Annotated in this window: 22 protein-coding genes, 1 pseudogene and 1 riboswitch; of the genes and pseudogenes, 6 read left to right on the top strand and 17 right to left on the bottom strand. The window is 38.4% G+C overall.

Annotated elements, in window-relative coordinates; translation table 11 throughout:
• Positions 1–88 precede the first annotated feature (88 nt).
• Positions 89–268: riboswitch (Lysine riboswitch) on the top strand.
• A 126-nt stretch (positions 269–394) separates the two neighbouring features.
• Positions 395–1,288, top strand: a complete 894-nt coding sequence (dapA, locus tag BAOM_RS05940; RefSeq protein ID WP_127759484.1) for a 4-hydroxy-tetrahydrodipicolinate synthase — start codon at positions 395–397, stop codon at positions 1,286–1,288.
• Between the two features lie 177 nt (positions 1,289–1,465).
• Here dapA and BAOM_RS05935 read toward each other — a convergent pair whose 3' ends face one another.
• From BAOM_RS05935 to BAOM_RS05875, 13 genes are all read right to left on the bottom strand, one after another.
• Complete coding sequence (locus tag BAOM_RS05935) at positions 1,466–1,675, bottom strand: hypothetical protein (protein WP_127759483.1); 210 nt, start codon at positions 1,673–1,675, stop codon at positions 1,466–1,468.
• Between the two features lie 3 nt (positions 1,676–1,678).
• Positions 1,679–1,873 carry a hypothetical protein gene (locus BAOM_RS05930; RefSeq protein WP_127759482.1) on the bottom strand — a complete coding sequence of 65 codons (195 nt, stop codon included), beginning with the start codon at positions 1,871–1,873 and terminating at the stop codon, positions 1,679–1,681.
• 327 nt (positions 1,874–2,200) lie between these two features.
• Positions 2,201–2,740, bottom strand: coding sequence for an NADPH-dependent FMN reductase (gene ssuE / locus BAOM_RS05925; RefSeq protein ID WP_127759481.1), 540 nt, complete (start codon positions 2,738–2,740; stop codon positions 2,201–2,203).
• Between the two features lie 14 nt (positions 2,741–2,754).
• Complete coding sequence (locus tag BAOM_RS05920; RefSeq protein ID WP_127759480.1) at positions 2,755–4,098, bottom strand: LLM class flavin-dependent oxidoreductase; 1,344 nt, start codon at positions 4,096–4,098, stop codon at positions 2,755–2,757.
• Positions 4,099–4,149: 51 nt separating this feature from the next.
• Positions 4,150–5,166 carry an ABC transporter substrate-binding protein gene (locus tag BAOM_RS05915; protein WP_127759479.1) on the bottom strand — a complete coding sequence of 339 codons (1,017 nt, stop codon included), beginning with the start codon at positions 5,164–5,166 and terminating at the stop codon, positions 4,150–4,152.
• Positions 5,167–5,225: 59 nt separating this feature from the next.
• Positions 5,226–6,572, bottom strand: a complete 1,347-nt coding sequence (locus tag BAOM_RS05910) for an LLM class flavin-dependent oxidoreductase (protein ID WP_127759478.1) — start codon at positions 6,570–6,572, stop codon at positions 5,226–5,228.
• 71 nt (positions 6,573–6,643) lie between these two features.
• Positions 6,644–7,468 (bottom strand): ABC transporter permease, encoded by an 825-nt coding sequence (locus BAOM_RS05905; RefSeq protein ID WP_127759477.1) that lies wholly within the window; start codon positions 7,466–7,468, stop codon positions 6,644–6,646.
• A 24-nt stretch (positions 7,469–7,492) separates the two neighbouring features.
• Positions 7,493–8,302: an ABC transporter ATP-binding protein gene (locus tag BAOM_RS05900; protein WP_127759476.1), complete on the bottom strand. Its 810-nt coding sequence runs from the start codon at positions 8,300–8,302 to the stop codon at positions 7,493–7,495.
• A 451-nt stretch (positions 8,303–8,753) separates the two neighbouring features.
• A complete protein-coding gene (locus tag BAOM_RS05895; protein ID WP_127759475.1) occupies positions 8,754–9,815 on the bottom strand; it encodes an LLM class flavin-dependent oxidoreductase in 1,062 nt (353 codons plus the stop codon).
• Positions 9,816–9,939: 124 nt separating this feature from the next.
• Positions 9,940–10,371 carry a GNAT family N-acetyltransferase gene (locus BAOM_RS05890; protein WP_127759474.1) on the bottom strand — a complete coding sequence of 144 codons (432 nt, stop codon included), beginning with the start codon at positions 10,369–10,371 and terminating at the stop codon, positions 9,940–9,942.
• A 46-nt stretch (positions 10,372–10,417) separates the two neighbouring features.
• Entirely contained in the window at positions 10,418–11,167 is a 750-nt protein-coding gene (locus tag BAOM_RS05885) for an SDR family NAD(P)-dependent oxidoreductase (protein ID WP_127759473.1), read from the bottom strand.
• Between the two features lie 362 nt (positions 11,168–11,529).
• Complete coding sequence (locus tag BAOM_RS05880; RefSeq protein WP_127759472.1) at positions 11,530–12,162, bottom strand: FMN-dependent NADH-azoreductase; 633 nt, start codon at positions 12,160–12,162, stop codon at positions 11,530–11,532.
• Positions 12,163–12,320: 158 nt separating this feature from the next.
• Entirely contained in the window at positions 12,321–12,719 is a 399-nt protein-coding gene (locus tag BAOM_RS05875) for a DoxX family protein (protein WP_127759471.1), read from the bottom strand.
• Between the two features lie 438 nt (positions 12,720–13,157).
• Here BAOM_RS05875 and BAOM_RS05870 point away from each other — a divergent pair, with 438 nt between their 5' ends.
• Complete coding sequence (locus BAOM_RS05870) at positions 13,158–13,439, top strand: DUF3219 family protein (protein WP_252283218.1); 282 nt, start codon at positions 13,158–13,160, stop codon at positions 13,437–13,439.
• A gap of 167 nt (positions 13,440–13,606) precedes the next feature.
• Here BAOM_RS05870 and BAOM_RS05865 read toward each other — a convergent pair.
• A pseudogene (locus BAOM_RS05865) lies at positions 13,607–14,385 on the bottom strand (alpha/beta fold hydrolase).
• Between the two features lie 549 nt (positions 14,386–14,934).
• Complete coding sequence (locus BAOM_RS05860) at positions 14,935–15,135, bottom strand: hypothetical protein (protein WP_127759469.1); 201 nt, start codon at positions 15,133–15,135, stop codon at positions 14,935–14,937.
• A gap of 903 nt (positions 15,136–16,038) precedes the next feature.
• Between BAOM_RS05860 and BAOM_RS05855 the strand changes: the two genes are divergently transcribed.
• The 4 genes from BAOM_RS05855 (at position 16,039) to ahpF (ending at position 21,252) form a co-directional block, all read left to right on the top strand.
• Positions 16,039–17,277, top strand: a complete 1,239-nt coding sequence (locus tag BAOM_RS05855; protein ID WP_119118043.1) for a saccharopine dehydrogenase family protein — start codon at positions 16,039–16,041, stop codon at positions 17,275–17,277.
• Between the two features lies 1 nt (position 17,278).
• Positions 17,279–18,406 carry a carboxynorspermidine decarboxylase gene (gene nspC, locus BAOM_RS05850; RefSeq protein ID WP_127759468.1) on the top strand — a complete coding sequence of 376 codons (1,128 nt, stop codon included), beginning with the start codon at positions 17,279–17,281 and terminating at the stop codon, positions 18,404–18,406.
• Positions 18,407–19,145: 739 nt separating this feature from the next.
• Positions 19,146–19,709, top strand: a complete 564-nt coding sequence (gene ahpC, locus BAOM_RS05845) for an alkyl hydroperoxide reductase subunit C (RefSeq protein ID WP_127759467.1) — start codon at positions 19,146–19,148, stop codon at positions 19,707–19,709.
• Positions 19,710–19,722: 13 nt separating this feature from the next.
• Positions 19,723–21,252: an alkyl hydroperoxide reductase subunit F gene (gene ahpF / locus BAOM_RS05840; RefSeq protein ID WP_127759466.1), complete on the top strand. Its 1,530-nt coding sequence runs from the start codon at positions 19,723–19,725 to the stop codon at positions 21,250–21,252.
• Positions 21,253–21,519: 267 nt separating this feature from the next.
• On the opposite strand, the gene BAOM_RS05835 is transcribed toward ahpF, so the two are convergent.
• Positions 21,520–22,032: a DinB family protein gene (locus BAOM_RS05835; protein WP_127759465.1), complete on the bottom strand. Its 513-nt coding sequence runs from the start codon at positions 22,030–22,032 to the stop codon at positions 21,520–21,522.
• Between the two features lie 239 nt (positions 22,033–22,271).
• Complete coding sequence (gene truA, locus BAOM_RS05830) at positions 22,272–23,009, bottom strand: tRNA pseudouridine(38-40) synthase TruA (RefSeq protein WP_119118039.1); 738 nt, start codon at positions 23,007–23,009, stop codon at positions 22,272–22,274.
• Positions 23,010–23,351 lie beyond the last annotated feature (342 nt).

Below are 23,351 nucleotides of genomic sequence, written 5' to 3'. Positions count from 1 at the left end.
ACAAACACTAACTTTTCATTGCAATCAAGTAAAAAAACTGGTATCATCTAACATAATTAAATATTCACTTATTTCAATATTCTTTTGAAGTAAGGATAGAGGAGCAAAGACCATAAGTACGCACTGGGAGGATGATGAGATCCAATGACGATTGCGAAAAGGGGAATTTGCCGAAGTGGAAAGAATCTCATATTTCTTGAAGCTGGTTCTGTTATTGAATAAATACAGAACTGTCATATAGGAAACTATATGGAGGGCTATCTTACGCACAGAAATAATTTTTGTTACATATTGTTTCTACTGCAGCAGCGAAGCCCCGTTGTTGCTTTTTCGCGTTTATCGTTAATCGCCCTTCTCCCTCTATATAAAAATCATTAAAGGACGTGGAGAAGTAATGAATTTCGGACAAATTTTAACTGCAATGGTAACCCCATTTGATCACAATGGTGAGATTGATTTTAATGCTGCAAAAAACTTAATCAATTATTTAATTGACAATGGTACAGACGGTTTAGTAGTTGCGGGTACAACTGGAGAATCCCCTACATTAACGACGGAAGAAAAAGTCGAATTATTCAAATTTGTCGTTGAAGTTGTGAATGGAAGAATTCCTGTTATTGCTGGTACTGGCTCTTATAACACTAAAGCCTCTATCGATTTAACGAAGCTTGCAGAACAAGCAGGGGTCGATGGAATTATGCTTGTTGCTCCATACTACAATAAACCTTCTCAAGAGGGATTATATCAACACTTTAAAGCAATTGCTGAGTCAACGTCATTACCGGTTATGCTGTATAATATACCAGGACGCAGCGTTGTCAATATTTCTGTTGAAACTGTCGTTCGCCTTGCACAGATTCCAAATATTGTTTCCATTAAAGATGCAAGCGGCAACTTAGATGCGATGACTGCAATTATTAGCCAAACACCGGAAGATTTTTCATTGTACAGCGGTGATGATGGTTTAACTTTGCCGGTATTATCGATTGGCGGCACGGGAGTAATCTCAGTTGCTTCTCACATTATAGGCAATGAAATGCAAGCAATGATTGAAAATTTCAAAAATGGGAAGCTTCAAGAAGCTGCTCTAGCTCACCGCAAACTTCTCCCAATTATAAAAGCACTATTTGCTGCACCAAATCCATCACCGGTAAAAGCAGCATTAAATCTAAAAGGGACCAATGTTGGCGGCGTTCGCTTACCAATCATTCCTCTAAACGATGAAGAAACAAGTGCCTTAAAACAAGCACTGCAAGTACTGAATGTAAAAGAAGAAACGATTTCTTAAAAAAGTTTTTTAATAAATGAAAGTTTTGAATCATCTATGCGAAATCCAAAAAGGGACTGACCTCCCATATCACATTACTGTCTGGGAGATTAGCACTCGTATCTTACTTTATTTATTAAATGAAAGTAAAAAATGACGTGTAAAATGGTACACGTCATTTTTATACTGGTTACTTTTTCACCTTGTCGCACTTCCAGTATTTAAAAAAGTAAGAGTTGCAGTTATTTCATGTACACCATTGACTAAAATCATAATCCTATTGGTTCCTGAATTTAGATTCGTATTTGAAATGGGTCTAGGAAAATCAAACTCTATCGGAACGCCTTGTACAAAGGTTCTTACAGTATCAGACCTATATAACGAACCAAACGTTGTTGTTGCACCCATTGCTCATGTTGCTCCTGTTGAACCCGTTTCTCCTTTAAATATATTTACCTCAACTTCTTGTTCAACTATTAATTTTTTATTATCTTCTATGACTTTTTGTTTCTTCTTAACTTTAACGCAATTACATTTCCTCCCGCCACATTTAGAACAGTGTACTTTAACTTCTTGCTCTATTTTATTTTTTCTATTATTATCCAAACGTTTCACATCTTTCCCAAATTATTACTCACACACTATGTAACTGTCATTAAATTTGATTAGACAAATATCTATAAAAAATCGTAAACCCAAGTTTTTTATACAATTATCGAACTTCTTTAGAAACAAAAAGCATTTATTACTTGTACCCATGCTAAACGTATCAAAAAAGGACGTCGGTTTAAATTCATCAACGTCCTTAACTAAAACTCTATAACTTTCTTGTAACTTGAATATCTTAAAGAACTTTTATTTAAAAAGGTTTTATTATTCTAAGTACAATTTTCTAAAATAAACCTTTTAACCTTATCGTATAAAGTACTTTACTTAAACTAATCTACTAATCTTTACATTAAGCAGCTTTTGTAATTCTGCGGTTAATCGCTGCTCCGCTTCAGCCTCAATACGGAAACCGCCTGTTGCTAAACGTTCAATTTGCTGATCAATAACATAGACCGGATTTAAAATTTCAGTTGCACCTAGTACCGATAATACTGGCTTTAATGCATATTCAATGGCTAAAAGATGACCAAACGAGCCACCTACTGCCAAAGGTACAACGATTTTTCCCTCTAATGCTTTTTGCGGCAATAAATCTAAATATGTCTTTAAAATACCTGTAAAAGAAGCTTTATAAATAGGCGTTAAAATGACAACAATGTCTGCTTCTGCTACTTGCTGATTAGCACGCTGAATGTCCTCGCTTGCAAAGTTTGCTGTAATTAAATCCGTTGCTGGCAGCTCATGTACATAAAGCGAATGGAAGTTGATTTCCTCTTGCTCAAAAAATCTTTCCACCTTTTGTTGAATAGCTGTTAAACGAGATTTCTTTGTATTGCCTCCATTAATAATCACTGCTTTAGTCATTTGCATTCTCTCCTTTACTTACCTGTTATTTGTGCCGTTTTTTTAGATGGATGTACAGGTACTGAAAGTCCTAAATTTCCACGTAATGTATCGCTCTCATATTCAGTGCGGAATAAACCTCGACGCTGTAGTTCCGGGATTACGAGTTCAACAATATCGTTCAAGCCATCCGGGAAAGTTGGTGGCATAATGTTAAAGCCATCTGCGCCTTCATTTAAGAACCACTCCTCTAATTGATCTGCAATCTGTTCAGGTGTTCCAACGATTTCCCGGTGACCGCGTGCCCCCGCAATACGCTCATAAATTTCACGGATTGTTTGTAAATTTTCCCGTTTTGCAATGTCACGAATGATATTGTAGCGAATGCGCGGATTCGTTTCATCTTCAATTGTGCTAAACTCCGGCAGCGGAGCATCCACATCATATCCTGATAAATCAATATTGGTGAAATTCGATAAATAGGCTAGACCTACTTCTGGTAAAATACGGCTATTCAGCTGTCGCTGTTTGGCAAGTGCCTCTTCCTCCGTTTTAGCCACTGTAATAAATACACCAGGCATAATTTTTAAATCCTCAGGCTTACGGCCATATTTAGCTAGGCGCCCTTTTACATCACGATAGAAAGTCTGAGCCTCTTCAAGTGTTTGCCATGCTGTAAAAATAACTTCCGCCGTTTTTGCCGCAAGCTCTTTTCCAACTTCGGACGATCCAGCCTGCACAATGACCGGATGGCCTTGCGGTGTCGATGGCGAATCCAGCGTCCCTTGTACCTTAAACCATTCCCCCTCATGATTAACCGGGTGCACCTTGTCTATATCTAAAAACCGACCTTGTTCCTTGTCGATAACAAGTGTCTCGTCTTCAATCGAAAACCATAGCTTCTTGACAACATCCACAAATTCCTCTGCACGTTCATAGCGGAGCGCGTGCTGTAAATGTTTTTCTTTACCAAAAAGGAGTGATTCACTGTCGTTTGCTGAAGTGACTACATTCCAAGCCGCCCGGCCTTTTGATAGATGATCAATAGCACCAAATTTACGCGCTACATGGAACGGTTCGTTGTATGTAGTTGTCAATGTAGCGGTTAATCCAATATTTTTCGTAACTGCTGCAAGCGCTGAAATAATAATGACTGGATCGAGCTTCAATCCCGATGATGAATTTTCTAAAATAGATTGACCAAATACATCCGCAAAAAACACCATATCGAATTTACCGCGCTCAGCCGTTTGGGCTAATTCAATTAAATAATCTAAATCCAATGTTCGATCCGCTCCTGAAGAAGGGTGACGCCAGCTCGCAACATGATGTCCAGGCAAATTGAAAAACGCCCCTAATTTCATTTGTTTTTTCGTCATAACAACAACTCCTATTTGTCATATTCATTTAATCGGAATTTTACAAAAAAATTATTTAGCAAACGGGTTATATTCGTTTGTATATAAATCTTCCGCCTTCACTTGACCTTCTTTTAGTTCACCATTTCTGACAAGCCAATCAATCCAAACATCATACTCGGATGGTGTAATGACACCGCCTGTTTCCGCAATTCCTGTACTCTTCCAATATTTAAGGTTATCAGTCGTTTCTTTTCGCCCGCGCTCATTGATAATTTTCTCAAAGCGTGCAATGACTTCTTCCCTAGGTGTTGTTTGTGCCCATTCAATAGCCTTGGCAACCCCTTCCGTAAATTGCTGTACAGTATTTGGGTTATCCTTGATATACTGCTCTGTAAAGAAATAATCACCTGCCGTAAACTCCGAGCCAAACACATCAATGTCTTTAAATAATTCTACAATTCCTCCCGCTTCTAGAGCTCGATCTCTTGCAATACTTGCAGTACCACCAAATACAGCCGCATCTAGTTGTTTATTTCGCAGCGCTTGTTCTGCATTCGACATCGGAATGGTTACTAGTGTCACTTGTTCAATTTCTTTTTCAGTTAAGCCGCTTTGACGTAAATAATCTTTGATAACAAACTCCGCATGAGCCCCTAAAATATTCACGCCCACTTTTTTACCAATTAAATCTTTCCCCGATTTAATCGGACTCCCCTCAAGTACATAAGCACCCATATACGTATTTTCATCACTGCCATAAGAACCAACGACGGACTTTAATTTTACATTTTTTGAATAAGATTTAATAATAGCTCCATTAAATGCGGCCCCAAAATCTATTTGTTTTGTCGACGTTAATTGAATGCTTTCCGGTCCACCAGTGCTATCACCTATATAATCCAACTTTAAATCTCCTAAATAGCCTAAATCCTCTGCTAGTTCAGGAAAGCCCACGATACCTGGCGACCCTTGATATTGCAGTACTGTATCTTCTTTAGAATCAGCAGCTGTCTTATTATCTGAACAGCCTGTTAAAATACTGCCGATTACACCGGTTGCTAAAATAAATGAAGCTAATTTTTTCATAATTGCTCTCCCCACTTCAATTCAATAAGTCGCCTATTTTTTCAGCGCTAAATTCTGCTCTATTTTCCAGCTCTTTGTATCTGCTTTTTAGACGGACTTACAGGTACTGAAAGTCCTAAATTCCCACGCAGTGTATTGCTTTCATATTCTGTACGGAATAAACCGCGTCTCTGTAATTCTGGAATGACCAGTTCCACAATATCATGAAGACCATCCGGGAAAGTTGGTGACATCACATTAAAGCCATCCGCACCTTCATTTAAGAACCATTCCTCTAATTGATCAGCAATTTGTGCCGGTGTACCAACAATTTCTCGATGACCGCGTCCCCCCGCAATATGCTCGTATACTTCGCGTAATGTTTTTAAATTTTTACGTTCCGCAAGAGTGCGAATAATCGTATAACGGATTTGTGGATTCGTCTTATCGTTAAACTCTACACTTTCAGGAAGTGGTGCCTCTGCATCGTATCCTGTTAAATCTACACCAAAGAAATTTGATAAGTATTCAAGACCTATCTCAGGTGAAATGTAGCTATTTAATTCTTTTCGTTTAGCAATCGCTTCTTCCTCTGTTTTCGCTACTGTAATGAAAACACCCGGCATAATTTTTAAATCTTCAGGTTTGCGACCATATTTTGCAAGGCGTCCCTTCACATCACGATAGAAAGCTTGTGCCTCTTCAAGTGTCTGCCAGGCTGTGAAAATAACCTCAGCCGTTTTTGCCGCAAGTTCCTTCCCTGCTTCTGAAGAGCCTGCCTGCACAATTACTGGATGGCCTTGCGGTGTCGCTGGCGAATCCAACGTTCCTTGCACTTTGAACCATTCGCCCTCATAATTGACTGGATGAACCTTCTCTAAGTCTAAGAACTTCCCTTTCTCCTTATCGATGACAAGTGCCTCTTCTTCAACGGAAAACCATAACTTCTTGACAACATCTACAAATTCCTCAGCTCTTTCATAACGCTGTGCATGCTCTAGATGCTTTGCTTTACCGAATAATAATGACTCTCTTTCATTGGAAGATGTCACTACATTCCAAGCTGCCCGCCCTTTTGACAGATGATCAATGGCACTAAATTTACGTGCTACTTGAAACGGTTCATTATAAGTTGTTGTTAACGTTGCCGTTAAACCAATATTTTTTGTCACTGCTGCAAGTGCTGAAAGAATAATAAGTGGATCCAGTTTTAAGACCTCAGTGGCTAGCCTTTCTGAAGGTGTTTGACCAAATGTATCCGCAAAGAAAATCATATCGAATTTTCCACGCTCGGCTGTTTGCGCTAATTCCGTTAAATAATCTAGATCGAATATACGATTTGCCGCTGTTGAAGGATAACGCCAGCTCGCTACATGATGCCCAGGCAAGTGGAAAAATGCACCTAATTTCATTCGTTTTTTTGTCATATTACCAACTCCTATTTATCTTATTGTTTTAGTTAGAATTAATGTAAAAAAATAATAGAATCACTTACAAATCATAGATTTACTGGCTGCTTCCATTTTGAAAATTTACGCTCAAGCATGCTTAAGCCTTGATTGATGAGTAAGCCTAACAAAGCAATCGTTAAAATACCTGCGTACATTTCAGGAATTTGGAAGTTGTATTGTGAATACGTAATTAAATAACCTAACCCTTCTTTTGCTCCGACCATTTCTGCTGCGATTAACACTAAAATCGCTCCTGTTCCTGCCATACGAATCCCTGTAAAAATAGTTGGAACGGATGCTGGTAAAATCACTTTAAGAAATAGTTGATAAGAAGAGAGATTCATCGAACGCGCTGATTTAATTAATAATGGATCTACGTTTCCTACAGCAGCAATGGTGTTTAAGAGAATCGGCCATGTGCAGGCGAATAATACAATAGCAATTTTGGACGTTTCACCGATTCCTAGCAGCAACATAAATACCGGAAGCAAAGCTAATGCCGCTGTATTTCTGAACAATTCTAACACTGGATTTAATAATTCTCTTGCTAATGGATACCAACCAATCATCAACCCTAATGGAATGGCAATCAGCAATGCTAACCCAAACCCACTCACTGAACGGGTGATACTCGCCATAAAATGAGCAAAAAGCTCACCTGATATAACCATATTCCACCAAGAGATCACTACACTAGAAAATGTCGGAAAGAATGCCGGATCTACTAAGCCAATTCGTGGTGAGATTTCCCATAGTAAAAATAATGCCACTAATACAATAGACTGTTTGAAAACCTTTTGTAGGCTGGAAAACACAAACAGTTTTGGTTTTCTCGGCTCTACAGCTGACTGTATAGATTTTATTGTCTCCATAAGTATGACTCCTCTCTATTCTAGTTAAATATGAGCACCTTGGTATTCATGTTCATGCAGTAAACTCCAAACTTCATGACGCGCTTTCACAAAATCAGGATGGGAACGAATATCCGCATCCTCTAAACGTGACTTAAGCGGAATATCCACAATCGTTTTCACCGTACCAGGCCCTGGTGTCAACACGACGACACGTTCGCCTAAATAGACTGCCTCATCGATACCATGTGTAATAAAAATAATCGTTTTCTTCGTTTTCTCCCAAATACGCAAAAGTTCACTTTGCAGGGATTCACGTGTTTGGGCATCAAGTGCTGCAAAGGGTTCATCCATCAGTAAGACATCTGGATTAAAAGCTAGACTTCTAGCAATCGCTACACGCTGCTTCATTCCCCCGGATAGTTCATGTGGATAACGATCCGCAAAATGACTAAGTCCAACTAAAGCAAGAAAATGCTCGGCTCGTTCTCTTCGTTCGTACTTTGGAACACCCTTTGCCTCTAAGCCAAATTCAATATTGCCGCGTGCTGTCTTCCATGGAAATAGGGCATATTGCTGAAAGACAATACCGCGATCCAGCCCTGGGCCTGTAATTTTTTCACCATCAATTAAAATGCGTCCGCGTGTTGGCATTGATAAGCCGCCTAGTAAATCAAGCAAAGTTGATTTGCCGCAGCCACTTGGACCTACTAATGTTAAAAACTCGCCTTCTTTTACCGTAAAACTTAAATCCTTTACTGCTGTAAATTCTTGCATTACACCCTTTTGTTTCGTATCACGAACCGTAAAAGTTTTTGTGACACGTTCAAATCTAATTTTCTCAGTACCTGTCAATGAGCTCACCCCACCCTTTTTATAATTAAACACATAAGAATAGTAGGTTTATAGTTATAGCAATCCTTCTAATTAGTTACCTTAGCTTAGATTACTAGTGGAAGCCGACTCGTTTAAGCAAAAAAGGCTCAGGTGACAACGACTATCGTTTATCATCTGAGCCTCCGGTTAACCAGTCAGCATCTGCTATGTATTTAACTTTGTCCTACTCAATCGATCCTATTTTAACGATACACTTAAAAGTAGGAGTTTTTTGTAGGTTTAATACCAACTAAACTTATAAACTTAATTTATCACATAAAAATAGAATGTCAATGATATTTTTAAAAAATTTCGCCATATTCACTTAAAAATGGAAAACGAGATTTTCGACCTACTTCCTGTTTTTATGCAATAAAATGACCCAAGCCTATATAGACTGAGGCCATTTTAAATTAAACAAACTGAGAACTTATTCCTTCCCTTCGCTCTCCCTTTCCCATCTTGATACCTCTTCGCGAACTTTAGGTGCCACTTCTTTACCTAACAGCTCAATCGCCCTCATGACATCTTCATGAGGCATTGTGCCAACTGGTACATGCAGCATAAAACGGGTGATACCTACATTCTTTCGCAAATAAATAATTTTATCAGCAACAGTCTGTGGATCCCCGACATACAGGGCACCTTCCAAGCTGCGAGCAGCATCGAAAGTAGCCCGGGTATACGGTCCCCATCCACGCTCTCGTCCTAATACGTTCATCGCTTGCTGGGTCGAAGGGAAAAATTTGTCCGCTGCCACTTCCGTGTTCTCCGCAACAAAACCATGTGAATGCGAGGCGACGGAAAGCTTTGATACATCATGACCAGCGCGTGCTGCGGCCTTTTTATAAAGTCGGACAAGCGGTTCAAATTGAATCGGACGGCCGCCAATAATCGCTAGAACGAGCGGCAATCCTAGTAAACCTGCACGAACAACCGACTCAGAATTCCCGCCGCTGCCAATCCAGACCGGCAATGGATTCTGGACTGGACGCGGATACACACCAAGATTTTGAATCGCTGGTCGATGCCCCCCTCTCCAAGTCACTTTTTCAGATTCTCGAATTTTTAACAATAGCTCCAGCTTCTCTTCAAACAGCTCATTATAATCTTTTAAGTCATAGCCAAACAGTGGAAATGATTCAATAAAAGAGCCCCGGCCTGCCATGATTTCTGCACGACCATTTGAAATCGCATCCACTGTTGCAAAATCCTGAAACACTCGCACCGGGTCTGCAGAAGAAAGCACCGTAACCGCACTTGTTAATCGAATTCGCTTCGTTTGCGACGCAGCTGCAGCCAGCACAACGGCTGGAGAAGATGCCGCATAATCTTTGCGATGATGTTCACCTACACCAAACACATCCAAGCCTACTTTATCGGCTAGTACAATTTCTTCAACTACTTCACGTATACGCTGTGTATGACTGATTACTTCGCCCGTTTTGACATCTGGTGTTGTCTCTACAAACGTGCTTATACCTATCTCCATTTTATTCCCCTCCTGCTCCTAGAGAACAAATCGTATGATTCTCTATAGCTCTTATGTAAGCTTATTTTTCAGAGTACCCGAATCCCTTACGACATTAAAGGTTGCGCTCAACTTCTTCTTCACATCATAATTCCTTTACCATTAAAACATGCGGAATACCTTCTTCCATAAATACATCGGATGACGCCTGATAACCAAGCTTTTCATAAAAACCTTCTGCTTGTGTTTGTCCATGTAATTTCACTCGAGATATTCCTTTTTCTTTTGCTATTTCTTCTAATGCTTTAATAATTACTTTCCCAAGACCAAATTTACGGTACGGAGCTAAAATACAAATTCTCTCCAATTTCCCTACGCCATCAACAACTCTTACTCTTCCCGTTCCGACAGGTTGTTCCTCGTAATAAACTAAAGTGTGTTCACATTGTCCATTTAGTGTGTCAAATTCATCAAATTCTGCCTCTACTGGCACACCTTGTTCTTCAACAAATACTTCTTTTCTAATCTGAAATGCTTTTTTCAAATCATTATCGACTGTTATTCTTTTTAACTCCACTTACCTTCAGCCCTTTCTGGATGTATGATTCAAGCACTTTACTTTCTTATTCCTCATAAATCATTTTCCTTGTCATTCCACCATCTACGACGAGGTTAATGCCTGTAACAAAATCATTTTCTTTAGCTGTTAAATATAGACAAGCTCGTGCAATATCATCTGGTTTTCCTACGCGCTTGGATAGATGCTGTTCATGGTCGATTTGACTTAATTTTGCATAATCTCCTGTTTCAATCCAACCTGGAGAAATAGCATTTACTGTAATCCTGTCTTCACCTAATGAGGCCGCTAGCGCATGTGTGACGGCGACGATTCCACCTTTTGTGGCCGCATAAGATTCCGAATTTGGCTCAGACATAACAGCCCTTGTGGAGGCAATATTGACAATCGATCCGCCATCCTTATTATGACGCATATATTTTGCCGCTTCACGTGAGCCTAAGAACACACTTCTTAAGTTTGTATTAATCACATCGTCCCACTCTTCTATCGATAGATCATAAGGAGACCTGAATAACGCTTTTCCTGCATTATTAATTAAAATATCGATTTGACCATATGTTTGATTAGCTGCCTCCATTAATCGAATGATATCTGCTTCCACTCTTACATCTGTTTGTACGAAAAGTGCTTCTCCACCCTGTTCATTTATCCTAGTAACCGTTTGTATACCTGCTGTTTCATCTATATCTGCTAAAACGACATTAGCCCCTTTTTCTGCATAAGATAGAGCAACGCCTTGTCCAATGCCATTTCCTGCTCCTGTTATCACGACTGTTTTATTAGAGAAATCCATAATCTGTACACATCCTTTTTACTCTCAATATTTTTTAAGATAACACAAAAGAACAATAGAGAGAAAACCTGTCTCTATAACAGATTAAAAAGAAAGATTTGCTGGAATTTTGTGCTTCATGACTCTGATGAAGGACATTTCCTGACTCGAGTTCTGGAACTTTGTCCTTAAACACACTTTTTGAGGACGGTAGAAAAGGAACAATCTGAGGAGAATGATTGTTCAACTAAACGGGAAGGCTGCCCCGAAAGCCATTTTCATGACTTTTAGGACAGCCTCTCGCTTCGTTATATAAAACAGACAAGGATTGTGTCAATCTATTTCACATCATGTTTTTAAAATCTAGATGAAAAACTTATGATTTAAGCTGTTACTGCTGATAATTCTTTTGCTACAGCTTTAACTTTTTCTAAACCTTCAGCAATAATCGTTTCAGCTTGATCTGACGCTGCATTATGGCCTTCAATAATGACTTCGTTTACGATTTCCATACCGAATACGCCGCCAACAACGTTTTTAATATAAGTAGCAGCCATTTCCATTGGCGCTGCTTCTGGTGTTGAGTAAACACCGCCACGTGCACTTAAAATAATCGCTTTTTTATCAGTCATTAAGCTTACTAATTGACCATTTTCGTTATATTTGAATGTGAAACCTGCTTGGTACACATAGTCGATAAATGTTTGTAATTTAGCTGGGATTGTTAAGTTCCATAATGGGAACGCGAATACTACTACGTCTGCTGCTGTTAAAGCATCCATTGCTTTTTGTTTAGCAGCTAAAATACGTTGTTCTACGTCTGTCATTTCTTCGCCTGATTCTAATTTACCAAAAGCGTTGAATAAATCTTGACCAAAGTAAGGCATATCTTCTGCAAATACATCATAAGTTGTTACATTTACACCTTCTACGTTCTCCATAAAAGTTTCATACATTTTACTTGATACTGCTTCGGAAGCTGGACGGTTATTTGCTTTTACAACTAATACGTTCATGATTGTTAGTCTCCTTTAAATTATCATTAATAAAGATATCTCGAATTCATAATATATAAGTAAAATATAATTGTCAACAAAATAGATTTCAAGCACTTAACATTGTTAGTGAACTCATAAACACGGTAATCGTTCAATACTCTCTAATTAACTATATTTTAGAATAAAAATGCGTCTACAGCGTATTGCCCAGGACCTATTAGCGCTATACCAATAGCCACTGCAAGCAGGGTAAGGTTATATTCATATCCATTTGATGTTGCCCATAATCCACTTGGACCATGTACCTTCACAATAGCCATTACCATCGTTCCTGCAATGATTACTCCTGCAAGCGGGGTTAAAAATCCTAAAACAAATAAAATTCCTCCAATAAGTTCTGCCAATCCTGCGAAAAGAGCCATTGTTACTCCTGGCTTCATGCCAATAGATTCAAACCATCCTCCAGTACCTTTTAATCCATAACCTCCAAACGAACCAAATAGTTTTTGAGCACCGTGACCAATGAATAAAACACCTACTACCAAACGAATGATTAATAATCCAATACTTATCATCAAAAAACCCTCCTAAAAATCACCCTGTATTTTATCTCGAATTCGAGATAAATGATTAAAAAAATTTAACTTCCTACTCTTTCATTTACCTTTTTGAATCATTATTCCTATCTCAACACGATTTAATGATTCAAATATATAATCAACTAGCTTCTACGGCATGAAGGTCAACTGTTGCCTACTCCCACCTCATTCGCTCCCGTAATGCTTTAGTTGTTTACATTCATAACAGATTCGGCAAATCCGTACATTTTCTTTTTTTCACCCCCGGAAATTATCTTCAATAAATATATCTCGAACATGAGATAATGATAATACTTAAAAAATTTTATGTCAATAATCTTTTTTTATTTTTCCGATTTGCAGACTGTAACGGAGTGTATAGTATAATCAGTCTTGTATCGGCACCTAATTATTTCAAAAAAGGATATGATCATTTTGGCAAAAACAATCATTTTAAATAACTACTCTATTTCAGTGAAAGAGTATGGGGAAAAAAAGACGAAGGATGGCGATCTCATTTCCGTTACGTTTGATGTGACAAGTGAAGATTACCATGATGTGACAACATTACTATACAAAAGAGCATTTGATGTAAAAATCCCCGAAAGAAATCGAGAATTTAAAGGGACCATTCAACAGTATTCAACTTCCATTACAAATCTTTATGAAAAAGGCAACGTAGGAGAATTTAAACTGTGTTTACTTGAAAAAAGTTAAGAAAAGAACTCTTTCAAACCAGTTCCCTCTATACAAAAGGCCATTCATCTCCCACTCTTTGTTAGACTACGCTCTGCACAAACTTAAAGTGGGAGTCTTCTCGCCTAAACCTAAAATGATAAATCATCTCTTACCTTCTTCTCCTCACCCCGATTATTTAATCTTAACTAAATAAATTGGGTCAATAGCTGGTTAAACTTGTCACGTTCTTCCCAGAACGGACCATGGCCGCTATATTGAAACGGTACAAGCTGTGAATTTCTTATTTTTTGATGTAGTTCTTGAGCTTGCGCAAATGGAATAACTTTGTCATGGATGCCGTGAATAATTAAAGTGGGGGCACTTATTTTTAGAATATCTTCATGGAGCTTCTCATCTCTTAATAAAACAATGATTGCCGCGGTTGACCACCCTGCAGCCTGTAATCCCATTTGGAAAAACCAGTCGGAGAATGAGCTGGTTATATACTGAAAGAAAAAGTATCCGTTACTCCCTGCATCATCTTGGGGCGGTCATTTAACGTTTCCTTAAGAAGTTTATTAGCCGTTTCTGTTGAAAAGCCTGTCGGAGCTGCAGCGTCAACGAGGACAAGTTTGGATACTCCGTAACCATTGTGTCGAGACATATATCGAATTGCGATCCCTCCACCCGTAGAGTGGCCCACGAGCGTAACATTGTCTAATTGAAGGGTAGCCATTACCATGCGGATATCATCTGCCAGTCTGTTATAAGTGTAGCCGTTCATTGGTTTATCCGAATTCCCAAAGCCCCTCCAGTCTATGCCGATACAGCGGTAACCCAATGCAGGAAGAACATCAAACTGATATTCAAACTGTTTATGACTCAACGGCCAACCATGTATAAACACTATAGTCTTGTTACCGCCTGGGTTAATATCTTCCACATATAGATTCACATCCGGTTCTACATTCACAAAGTATCCCATGCCCATTCCTCCATAATTAAGATGGTTTTAACAACAGGATATTCATTTCAGTAAACATAGGTGAGTACCTAGATTGTAAGGTGGAGAAGCGAAAAAGGATGGAGTTCCATGAACTATCTTGTGCGTTACAGATTTCTGCGAAAAGAAAGCCCATTACGGTGCGCTTGCACCCCCTTTAGGGATGGAATGAACGTTCGCTCCAATGCGTTGTGCAGACAAAATATCGAAAATACGTTCTGTACACCATGCGTTTAAAATGGTACCATTTGGTATATAGGATGTTCTTTGAAAACTGAACATAGGTGGTTGTGGCAGGAAAAACGTCTGTCACGTAAAATGTTCAACGTTCTGCCGACCAACACTCTTCATAGAAAGAGTGCGGTATCGTAATCCTAGACAAGTATCGCCGGTTGGACGGCGTAGTTGGCACCGACCTTGCCCTCTTGAAAGACTGTTTTTCTCTCAAGTGTTGCTCACCCAAGTCTCGCCTCTGCCTCTTCTTATGGAAGGTGGTAAGTGGGATATTTGTGAGAAAGAACCCCAGCGGCTTTAGCCATGGGAGTGGTCAGGATAGCCCATGAATTCCTTAATTTTTTTCTCCATGGAGTTTAATTTGTGATCAATATGATTGAATTGTTTTTTTCTGTTTTTTGAAGAGCGCCAAGACAATGATAGGATTACGATAAAAATGATTGGAACTGCTAAAGCGATTAATTGAAAAATAAGACCCGAGATATCTACTTCCTGCATTCATTTTCTCTCCTTTTTTCATATTGTCCTCTCTCCATTTTACCATTTTTATACAAAAACACTATGATTTCAGCTTACATACAACACTTCACAATCATTCATCATATCTAGAGGAGAACGCGCTTCGCTACGGAATTCTATCTGCCCAAGCCTATTTGCTTTTCGGTGCTTTGTGCAGTTTCTGTGCTATGTATAAACACATAGAGATTATTGATATGAATAATCGCTGTCAAGAAAGTATCATTTAAAACCAAACTTACATAATATAGAATTCAATTCAATAGTTGAAGTTGGTAATTTTTTTTTTATTTTACCTATTGATATTTTTATTGTATGTTGATAATCTAAAGAAGCGTTAATTGGAAAGCTAATATTCAAAACCTCGAGTCTTTCCAAGCAGATAATTTTTTGACCACTTCTTTAAGAAGTCAAGGCCATACGGACAGCCGGGTCAAATGCCGATTGGCAACTTTAGTTGCCTTATTGATTGAGTTAAAAGCTCAAATTTTATAAGTTGGTTACTTTACAACCAGTGCATGTGCACATCAACTTGTGAAACGGTCAATAAGAGTGGAAAAAGTAATTATTTGCTATATAGACTCTGATCATATTACGATATATTTTGAATATTAAAGAGCTTTCTACCCTATATCTTAGATTTTTATGGTAGACGTATGCACGTGACTTTGTCATGGATATACCGATGCTTTTTAAATATTGATAATTATATCTAAAGCAAGTGTTGTGCGCGATTATGCGTTTTGCACTTGCTTTTTTATTGTTTAAAAATTTCTTAATGGGTTATTCCTAAAGACATACTAAGTAGTTGATGTACGGCTAATTAGGTTGTTATGGAATTGCTCTTTGCTTTGAAAAATCTATTTAGGTTAGGAGATAAGAGAAATGGGAAAAGCACTTATTATTGGTTGTGGTGGAGTCGCTTCAGTTGCTATTCACAAATGTGTTCAAAATAGCGAAGTATTTGAGGAAATTTGTATCGCAAGTCGTACAAAATCTAAATGCGATGCTTTAAAAGAAAAACTAGATGGTGGAAAAACAAAAATTACAACTGCACAAGTTGATGCCGATAACGTGGATGAGTTAATTGCGTTAATTGAAGAAGTAAAACCAGACATCGTGATGAATCTAGCTTTACCTTATCAAGATTTAACAATCATGGATGCTTGTCTTGCAACAAAAACACACTATATGGATACAGCAAACTATGAGCCGGAAGATACAGCAAAATTTGAATACAAATGGCAATGGGAATATCGCGAACGTTTTGAAAAGGCTGGTATTACAGCTCTTTTAGGAAGCGGCTTCGATCCTGGTGTTACAGGTGTATTTTCTGCCTATGCATTGAAACATCACTTTGATGAAATTGAATATATCGATATTCTTGACTGCAATGCTGGAGATCATGGATATCCGTTTGCAACAAATTTCAATCCTGAAATCAATATCCGTGAAGTTTCTGCCAACGGAAGATATTGGGAAAATGGTGAATGGATCGAAACGAAACCAATGGAAATTAAACGCGTGTATAACTTCCCTGAAGTTGGCGAAAAAGATATGTATTTGTTATACCATGAAGAGCTTGAATCTCTTGCGGTAAACATCCCTGGACTTAAGCGTATCCGTTTCTTCATGACATTTGGCCAAAGTTACCTTACTCACCTAAAATGCCTTGAAAATGTAGGAATGACTTCTATTGAGCCAATTGAATTCGAAGGAAAACAAATTATTCCACTTCAGTTCTTGAAAGCTGTATTACCGGATCCTGCTTCACTTGGACCTCGCACTAAGGGTAAAACGAACATTGGCTGTATCTTTAAAGGGAAAAAGGACGGAAAAGAGAAAACATATTATGTGTACAATGTTTGTGACCATGAAGAATGCTATAAAGAAGTAGGTTCTCAAGCAGTGTCTTATACAACAGGCGTGCCTGCAATGATTGGTGCGGCAATGATCATGACTGGAAAATGGAATAAACCAGGCGTGTACAATATTGAAGAATTTGATCCAGATCCATTCATGGATGCATTAAACAAATGGGGACTTCCATGGAAAGAAAGCTTTGATCCAGAGCTTGTCGATTCTGAGCCAGTAAAATCAGTAGAACCGGAGCTAGCTCGTTAATATGCGATTTGAAGAATTACCAACACCATGCTATGTAGTCGATGAAGATCTTGTAGAAAAAAACCTAAAAATCCTGAACGGAGTCATGGAACGTACAGGATGTAAAATTGTTTTAGCACAAAAAGCATTTTCTATGACAACAATGTATCCCCTCATTGGAAAATATTTAAGTGGTGCAACAGCAAGCGGTTTATTCGAAGCACGTCTAGGTTACGAGGAAATGGGCAAAGAAAATCATGTCTTTGCCCCTGCCTATCGTGAAGATGAAATCGACGAAATTATATCTATTTGCGATCATATTATCTTTAATTCCTTCTCACAGTTGGAAAAGTTTAAAGATAAGGCTCTTCAAGCTGGCAGAAAAGTCGGCTTACGCATCAATCCTGAATGTTCTACACAAGTTGGCCATGAGATCTATGACCCATGTTCAACAGGTTCTAGATTCGGTGTAAAACAGGAAGATTTTTGTCCCGATTTGCTTGAAGGTGTTTCAGGACTTCACTTCCACACTCTTTGTCAGCAAAACTCTGACGATTTAGAGACAACTCTAAATGCAGTGGAAGAAAAGTTCGGACAATGGCTGCCACAGATGGAATGGATTAACTTTGGCGGCGGTCACCATATCACAAGAGAAGATTATGATATTCCAAGATTAGAAGCTTGCATTAAGAGAATGCAGGAGAAATACGGTTTAGAAGTCTATCTTGAGCCAGGTGAAGCCGTTGCGCTCAATGCCGGCTATCTAATCACATCTGTACTTGATCTCCATAAAAATGGAATCGATATTGCTATTCTTGACACTTCAGCAACTTGTCATATGCCTGATGTATTAGAAATGCCATATCGTCCTCCTCTTTTCGGATCAGGAGACGCAGGCGAGAAGCCATTTACGTATCGACTTGGCGGACAAACTTGTCTTACAGGCGATGTGATCGGCGATTATTCTTTTGATCAACCATTAAAAAGCGGCGACAGATTAGTTTTTGGTGATATGGCGATTTACTCCATGGTAAAGACCACAACATTTAACGGCATGCCATTACCAGCCATCGCTGTTAAAGATAAAGATGGAGATTGTCGCGTCGTGCGCCAATTTGGCTATCAAGATTTTAAAATGAGGCTTGCATAAACCTCCAGAAAAAATAGCTATTCTTTTCGCAATTATTTAAAACGAAAAATAGAATAGTTAGATTTCGAGGATTTATTTAGTAGTAAGGAGTTTAAAATAACGGTTCATTCTTCTAAGAAACCATTATTTTATGACCTAAATTATCCGTCCAGCAGCTATGTGCTGCTGGATTTTTTTTGAGCTTTCCTAGTTCTGATTCCCCGTAAAGAAAGATACAAAACATTAAAATCTTGCCGTTTGTAGTACAACGGAGAAAACTTTTATGCCTCCCCTACCCTCTAACAATCATTCCATCAACTAGATGGGATGTTATATAGATTCACCGTCTATTCAAGTTGAAAACAGTCATTTTTCATTCTTCCATCCATCTCAGTTTCACAGATATTATACATATCCTAAATACCCATTAATTGAGAAATATTAATAGTAGTTGAAAATTTATATTTTACTATCAAAATCAATTTACCCCTCTTTCTCAATGGCTAAGTACTCCATAATTACAACATCCATCAGCATTGATTAGCAATAACTATTAAAATAAATCATGATAAAGTTAAGTATTATTCTTGACAAAACATTAATATTTATATAATAATAAGTTTTGAATTAGAATTATTATAGTTAACTAATAATGATTAAAAGAAATTAAGATTATCATTGGTTTTAAAGTTTTGACTATATGTTCTAAACTATCTATTTATCAATTCTTAAAAAACACACTCTAGGAGGAATTTTAATCATGTCTCTAATTGGAAAAGAAGTAAAACCATTCACAGCATCAGCTTATCATAACGGTGAGTTTATCCAAGTTACTGAAGAAAACCTAAAAGGAAAATGGAGCGTAGTTTGCTTTTATCCAGCAGACTTTACATTCGTATGCCCTACTGAACTTGAGGACCTTCAAAACGAATATGCTACTCTAAAAGAACTTGGAGTTGAAGTGTATTCTGTTTCAACAGATACTCATTTCACACATAAAGCATGGCACGATCACTCAGAAGCTATTGGCAAAATCGAATATGTTATGATCGGTGACCCTTCACAAAAAATCTCTCGTAACTTCGATGTACTAAACGAAGAAGAAGGTCTTGCTGACCGCGGTACTTTCATCATCGATCCAGATGGTATTGTCCAAGCAGTCGAAGTCAATGCTGACGGTATCGGCCGTGATGCAAGCACTCTTGTTAACAAAATTAAAGCAGCACAATATGTTCGCAACAATCCGGGTGAAGTTTGTCCTGCAAAATGGCAAGAAGGTTCTGCAACACTTAAACCAAGCCTTGATCTTGTAGGAAAGATTTAAGGAGTACAATTAAATGTTACTAGATGCAGATATAAAAGCACAGTTAGCCCAATATCTTCAACTAATGGAGGGCGATGTGCTGCTCAAAGTTAGCGCAGAATCTGATGACGTATCTCGAGACATGTTGGCTTTAGTAGATGAATTAGCCACTATGTCATCCAATATTAAAGTAGAAAAAACACCATTACAGAGAACGCCGAGCTTTAGTGTGAATCGTATCGGTGAGGACACTGGGGTAACTTTTGCTGGTATCCCTCTTGGACATGAATTTACTTCATTAGTATTAGCTCTCTTGCAGGTGAGCGGAAGAGCTCCGAAGGTTGATCAGAAAGTCATTGATCAAGTTAAAAGCATTAAAGGTGAATATCACTTTGAATCTTACATTAGCTTGAGTTGTCACAACTGTCCTGATGTTGTACAAGCACTGAACTTGATGAGTATTCTTAACCCTGGCATTACACATACCATGATTGATGGTGCAGCGTTTAAAGAAGAAGTGGAAAGCAAAAACATCATGGCCGTACCAACGGTGTTCCTAAATGGGGAATCATTCGGCAGCGGTCGTATGACGCTTGAAGAAATCCTTGCCAAAATGGGAAGTACTCCTGACGCATCAGAATTCGCCGATAAGGATCCATTCGATGTGCTTGTTGTCGGAGGCGGGCCAGCTGGTGCAAGCGCAGCTGTCTATGCAGCACGTAAAGGCATTCGCACAGGCATTGTTGCTGAACGCTTTGGCGGTCAGATTATGGACACTATGGGCATTGAGAACTTTATTAGTGTGAACTATACGGAAGGCCCTAAGCTCGCAGCAAGTCTTGAAGAACATGTGAAAGAGTACGACATTGATGTCATGAATTTACAACGTGCCAAGCGTTTAGAAAAGAAAGACTTCATTGAACTTGAGCTTGAAAACGGTGCTGTTTTAAAGAGTAAAACCGTCATCCTTTCAACAGGTGCTCGTTGGCGTAATGTTGGTGTACCAGGTGAAGCGGAGTTCAAAAACAAAGGTGTAGCATACTGCCCTCACTGTGATGGTCCATTATTTGCTGGAAAACACGTAGCTGTAATTGGCGGCGGTAATTCGGGTGTTGAGGCAGCAATTGATCTGGCAGGTATTGTGAAACATGTAACAGTTCTTGAGTATAATTCAGAGCTAAAAGCTGATGTTGTACTCCAAGAACGCCTTTATAGTCTGCCTAATGTAACGGTCCTAAAAAATGCTCAAACAAAAGAAATTACTGGTACTGACAAAGTTAACGGTATTTCTTACATGGATCGCGAGACTGAAGAAGTTCATCATATTGAATTGCAGGGTGTATTCGTTCAAATCGGCCTTGTACCTAATACCGACTGGTTAGGTGAAGCGATTGAACGTACTCGCATGGGTGAGATTGTAGTCGATAAACACGGTGCAACAAACATCCCTGGCGTATTTGCTGCAGGTGACTGTACAGATAGCGCATATAAACAAATTATTATTTCTATGGGATCAGGTGCAACTGCGGCCTTAGGTGCTTTCGATTATCTAATCCGCAATTAATAAAGTGAAACTTCCATCAGTGGGGGTTTTACTTCATCCCCCACTGATGGTTAGTTGAACCAATCGGACCTTTACGGGCAGTTGTCCCCCACCTAGCTTCCTTGTTCACTCTGAACCTTGAGGTGGGGGTCTTACTGCCCGTTAAGAGTGGGATAAATAATCTGATATGTATACTTTTTGAAAGTCCCTTTACTATCAAACTGATAGTAAAGGGACTTTCTTTTATTGTTTGAAACTTTATCAAAGAATCCATTTATAACCTTACGTTTAGTTCTTCGCATCTAAAATTAATTTTATCTCTTTTATTTGTTCTATGTGTCTTTGTTCGTGCAAATATATCATTTCTATCCATTGATCAAGCGGTAATTCACCAAAGGCCGGATGCTTCACTGATTTTCCCTTCAATATGGATGTATCTTCTACAGTACTAAGAAAAGTCATCAATTCTTTTCTCGAATCGCTTAACAAATCAATTATTTGCTGAACCTCAAATGGTTCTATATCTGGTTCAACAATTTTTGGAGCTTTAATCTTTTTCGTTCTATCCAATATGAGGTGAATTTTTTTACGTTCTTTTTGAGTACTATCAATCTCTTTTAATCCCCATGCAATAGCCTTAGTAGATGCCTTTTCCACTAAAACTAAATGATGACAAACTTGTGCTATACTCCACTTATTCATATCAGGCCTCATATTAAATTGATCATAGCTTAATAAAGTAATTTCTTTTACTAAATGATTTCTTGTTTCATACAGATTTTCATTTACTGACTTACTCATGAAATTTCTCCCTTCACCAGAAAGTGAGTACTCAGAGTTCTATTTTGTATATATTCTCGACGCTGAAAAGTATTCTTTGATTTTCATTTCACTATTCTGCGCCGCTAGCGAACATTCACGAGTAATATGGATCTATCCGAGGGAGTTTAAGTAGCAACCTTCATCCTCTCAATTTTTCAAACACTCTTTAATAAGTATAAGCAATGAAGGACATTTGCGCACACTGCATTATATTCGGTCTAAAAATCAATCTTTTCCAAGTACAACCCGGCTGCATCTGCCATACGGCCTGTTTGGATTCTTTCTTTTGAATCTAAAATACTTGGGATGTTTTCAGCATCTATTTCACCCAAGCCAACTTCTATCAACGTTCCGACAATCTTTCTAACCATATTATAAAGAAATCCATCTCCCCGCACTCTAATTTGGATGAAGCCATCAGTTTCTTCTATATTAATAGAATATATTTCACGCACCATGGATTTTTTCTTAGACTTTGCATTTGAAAAAGCAGTAAAGTCATGCTTACCTATAAAATATTGACAAGCTCTTCTCATTCTTGCGATATCTAGCTCCTGCTCCACATGCATACTGTACTTTCGCATGAAAGGATGGGTGTAGTGTTCATTCCAAATCTTATACAAATACGTTTTATCTTTAGCATTATAACGCGCATGAAAACGTTCAGGAACGAGCGTAACCTCCACAACGCTGATATCTTGCGGTAAATATCTATTTAAATAATTCATGACTTCCGATTCAGTCAGATTTTTATCCGTCTTAAAATTAGCTATTTGAGCAAGAGCATGTACACCGGCATCGGTTCTGCTGCACCCAATGATTTCAACATTTTCTCCTACCAGTTCGGTTAACACATTTTCTATTTTTCCTTGAATGGTATTGTCACTATTACCAAGACGTTGCCAGCCCTTATAGCGCCCGCCATCATATTGAATGGTCATTTTATAATTATTCATGGCTTCCTCCTTATTCTATCTCCCACATAACTCCTGCTATATGAGAAACCATATCAAACTGTTAAGTTATTAGTGCACTGTGTATGTAATATGTTTTCAAAGTTTCCCCGCTCCCCATTTTCAGGTTTCATTCGGGGCACCTCACTGCTTACAAGAACTTTACTATATGATTTGTGGATACATCCTAACAATCAGTGTAAAAAGCACTTCTGCATAGTGTACCAAAGAGGCCGATGTCATGCAACGAAGGAAACATTCAAAAGATTTTCATTCTATCTTCAGTAAACGTTTAATGAAATCACCGAACCCTAAAACAAAAAAGTTGGCCCCTACCATTTATAG

Origin of the sequence: Peribacillus asahii (assembly GCF_004006295.1) — a bacterium.
Lineage (GTDB): Bacteria > Bacillota > Bacilli > Bacillales > DSM-1321 > Peribacillus > Peribacillus asahii_A.
The sequence above is the reverse complement of the archived record's forward strand: the minus strand, read 5'-3'. Positions and strand labels throughout refer to the sequence as shown.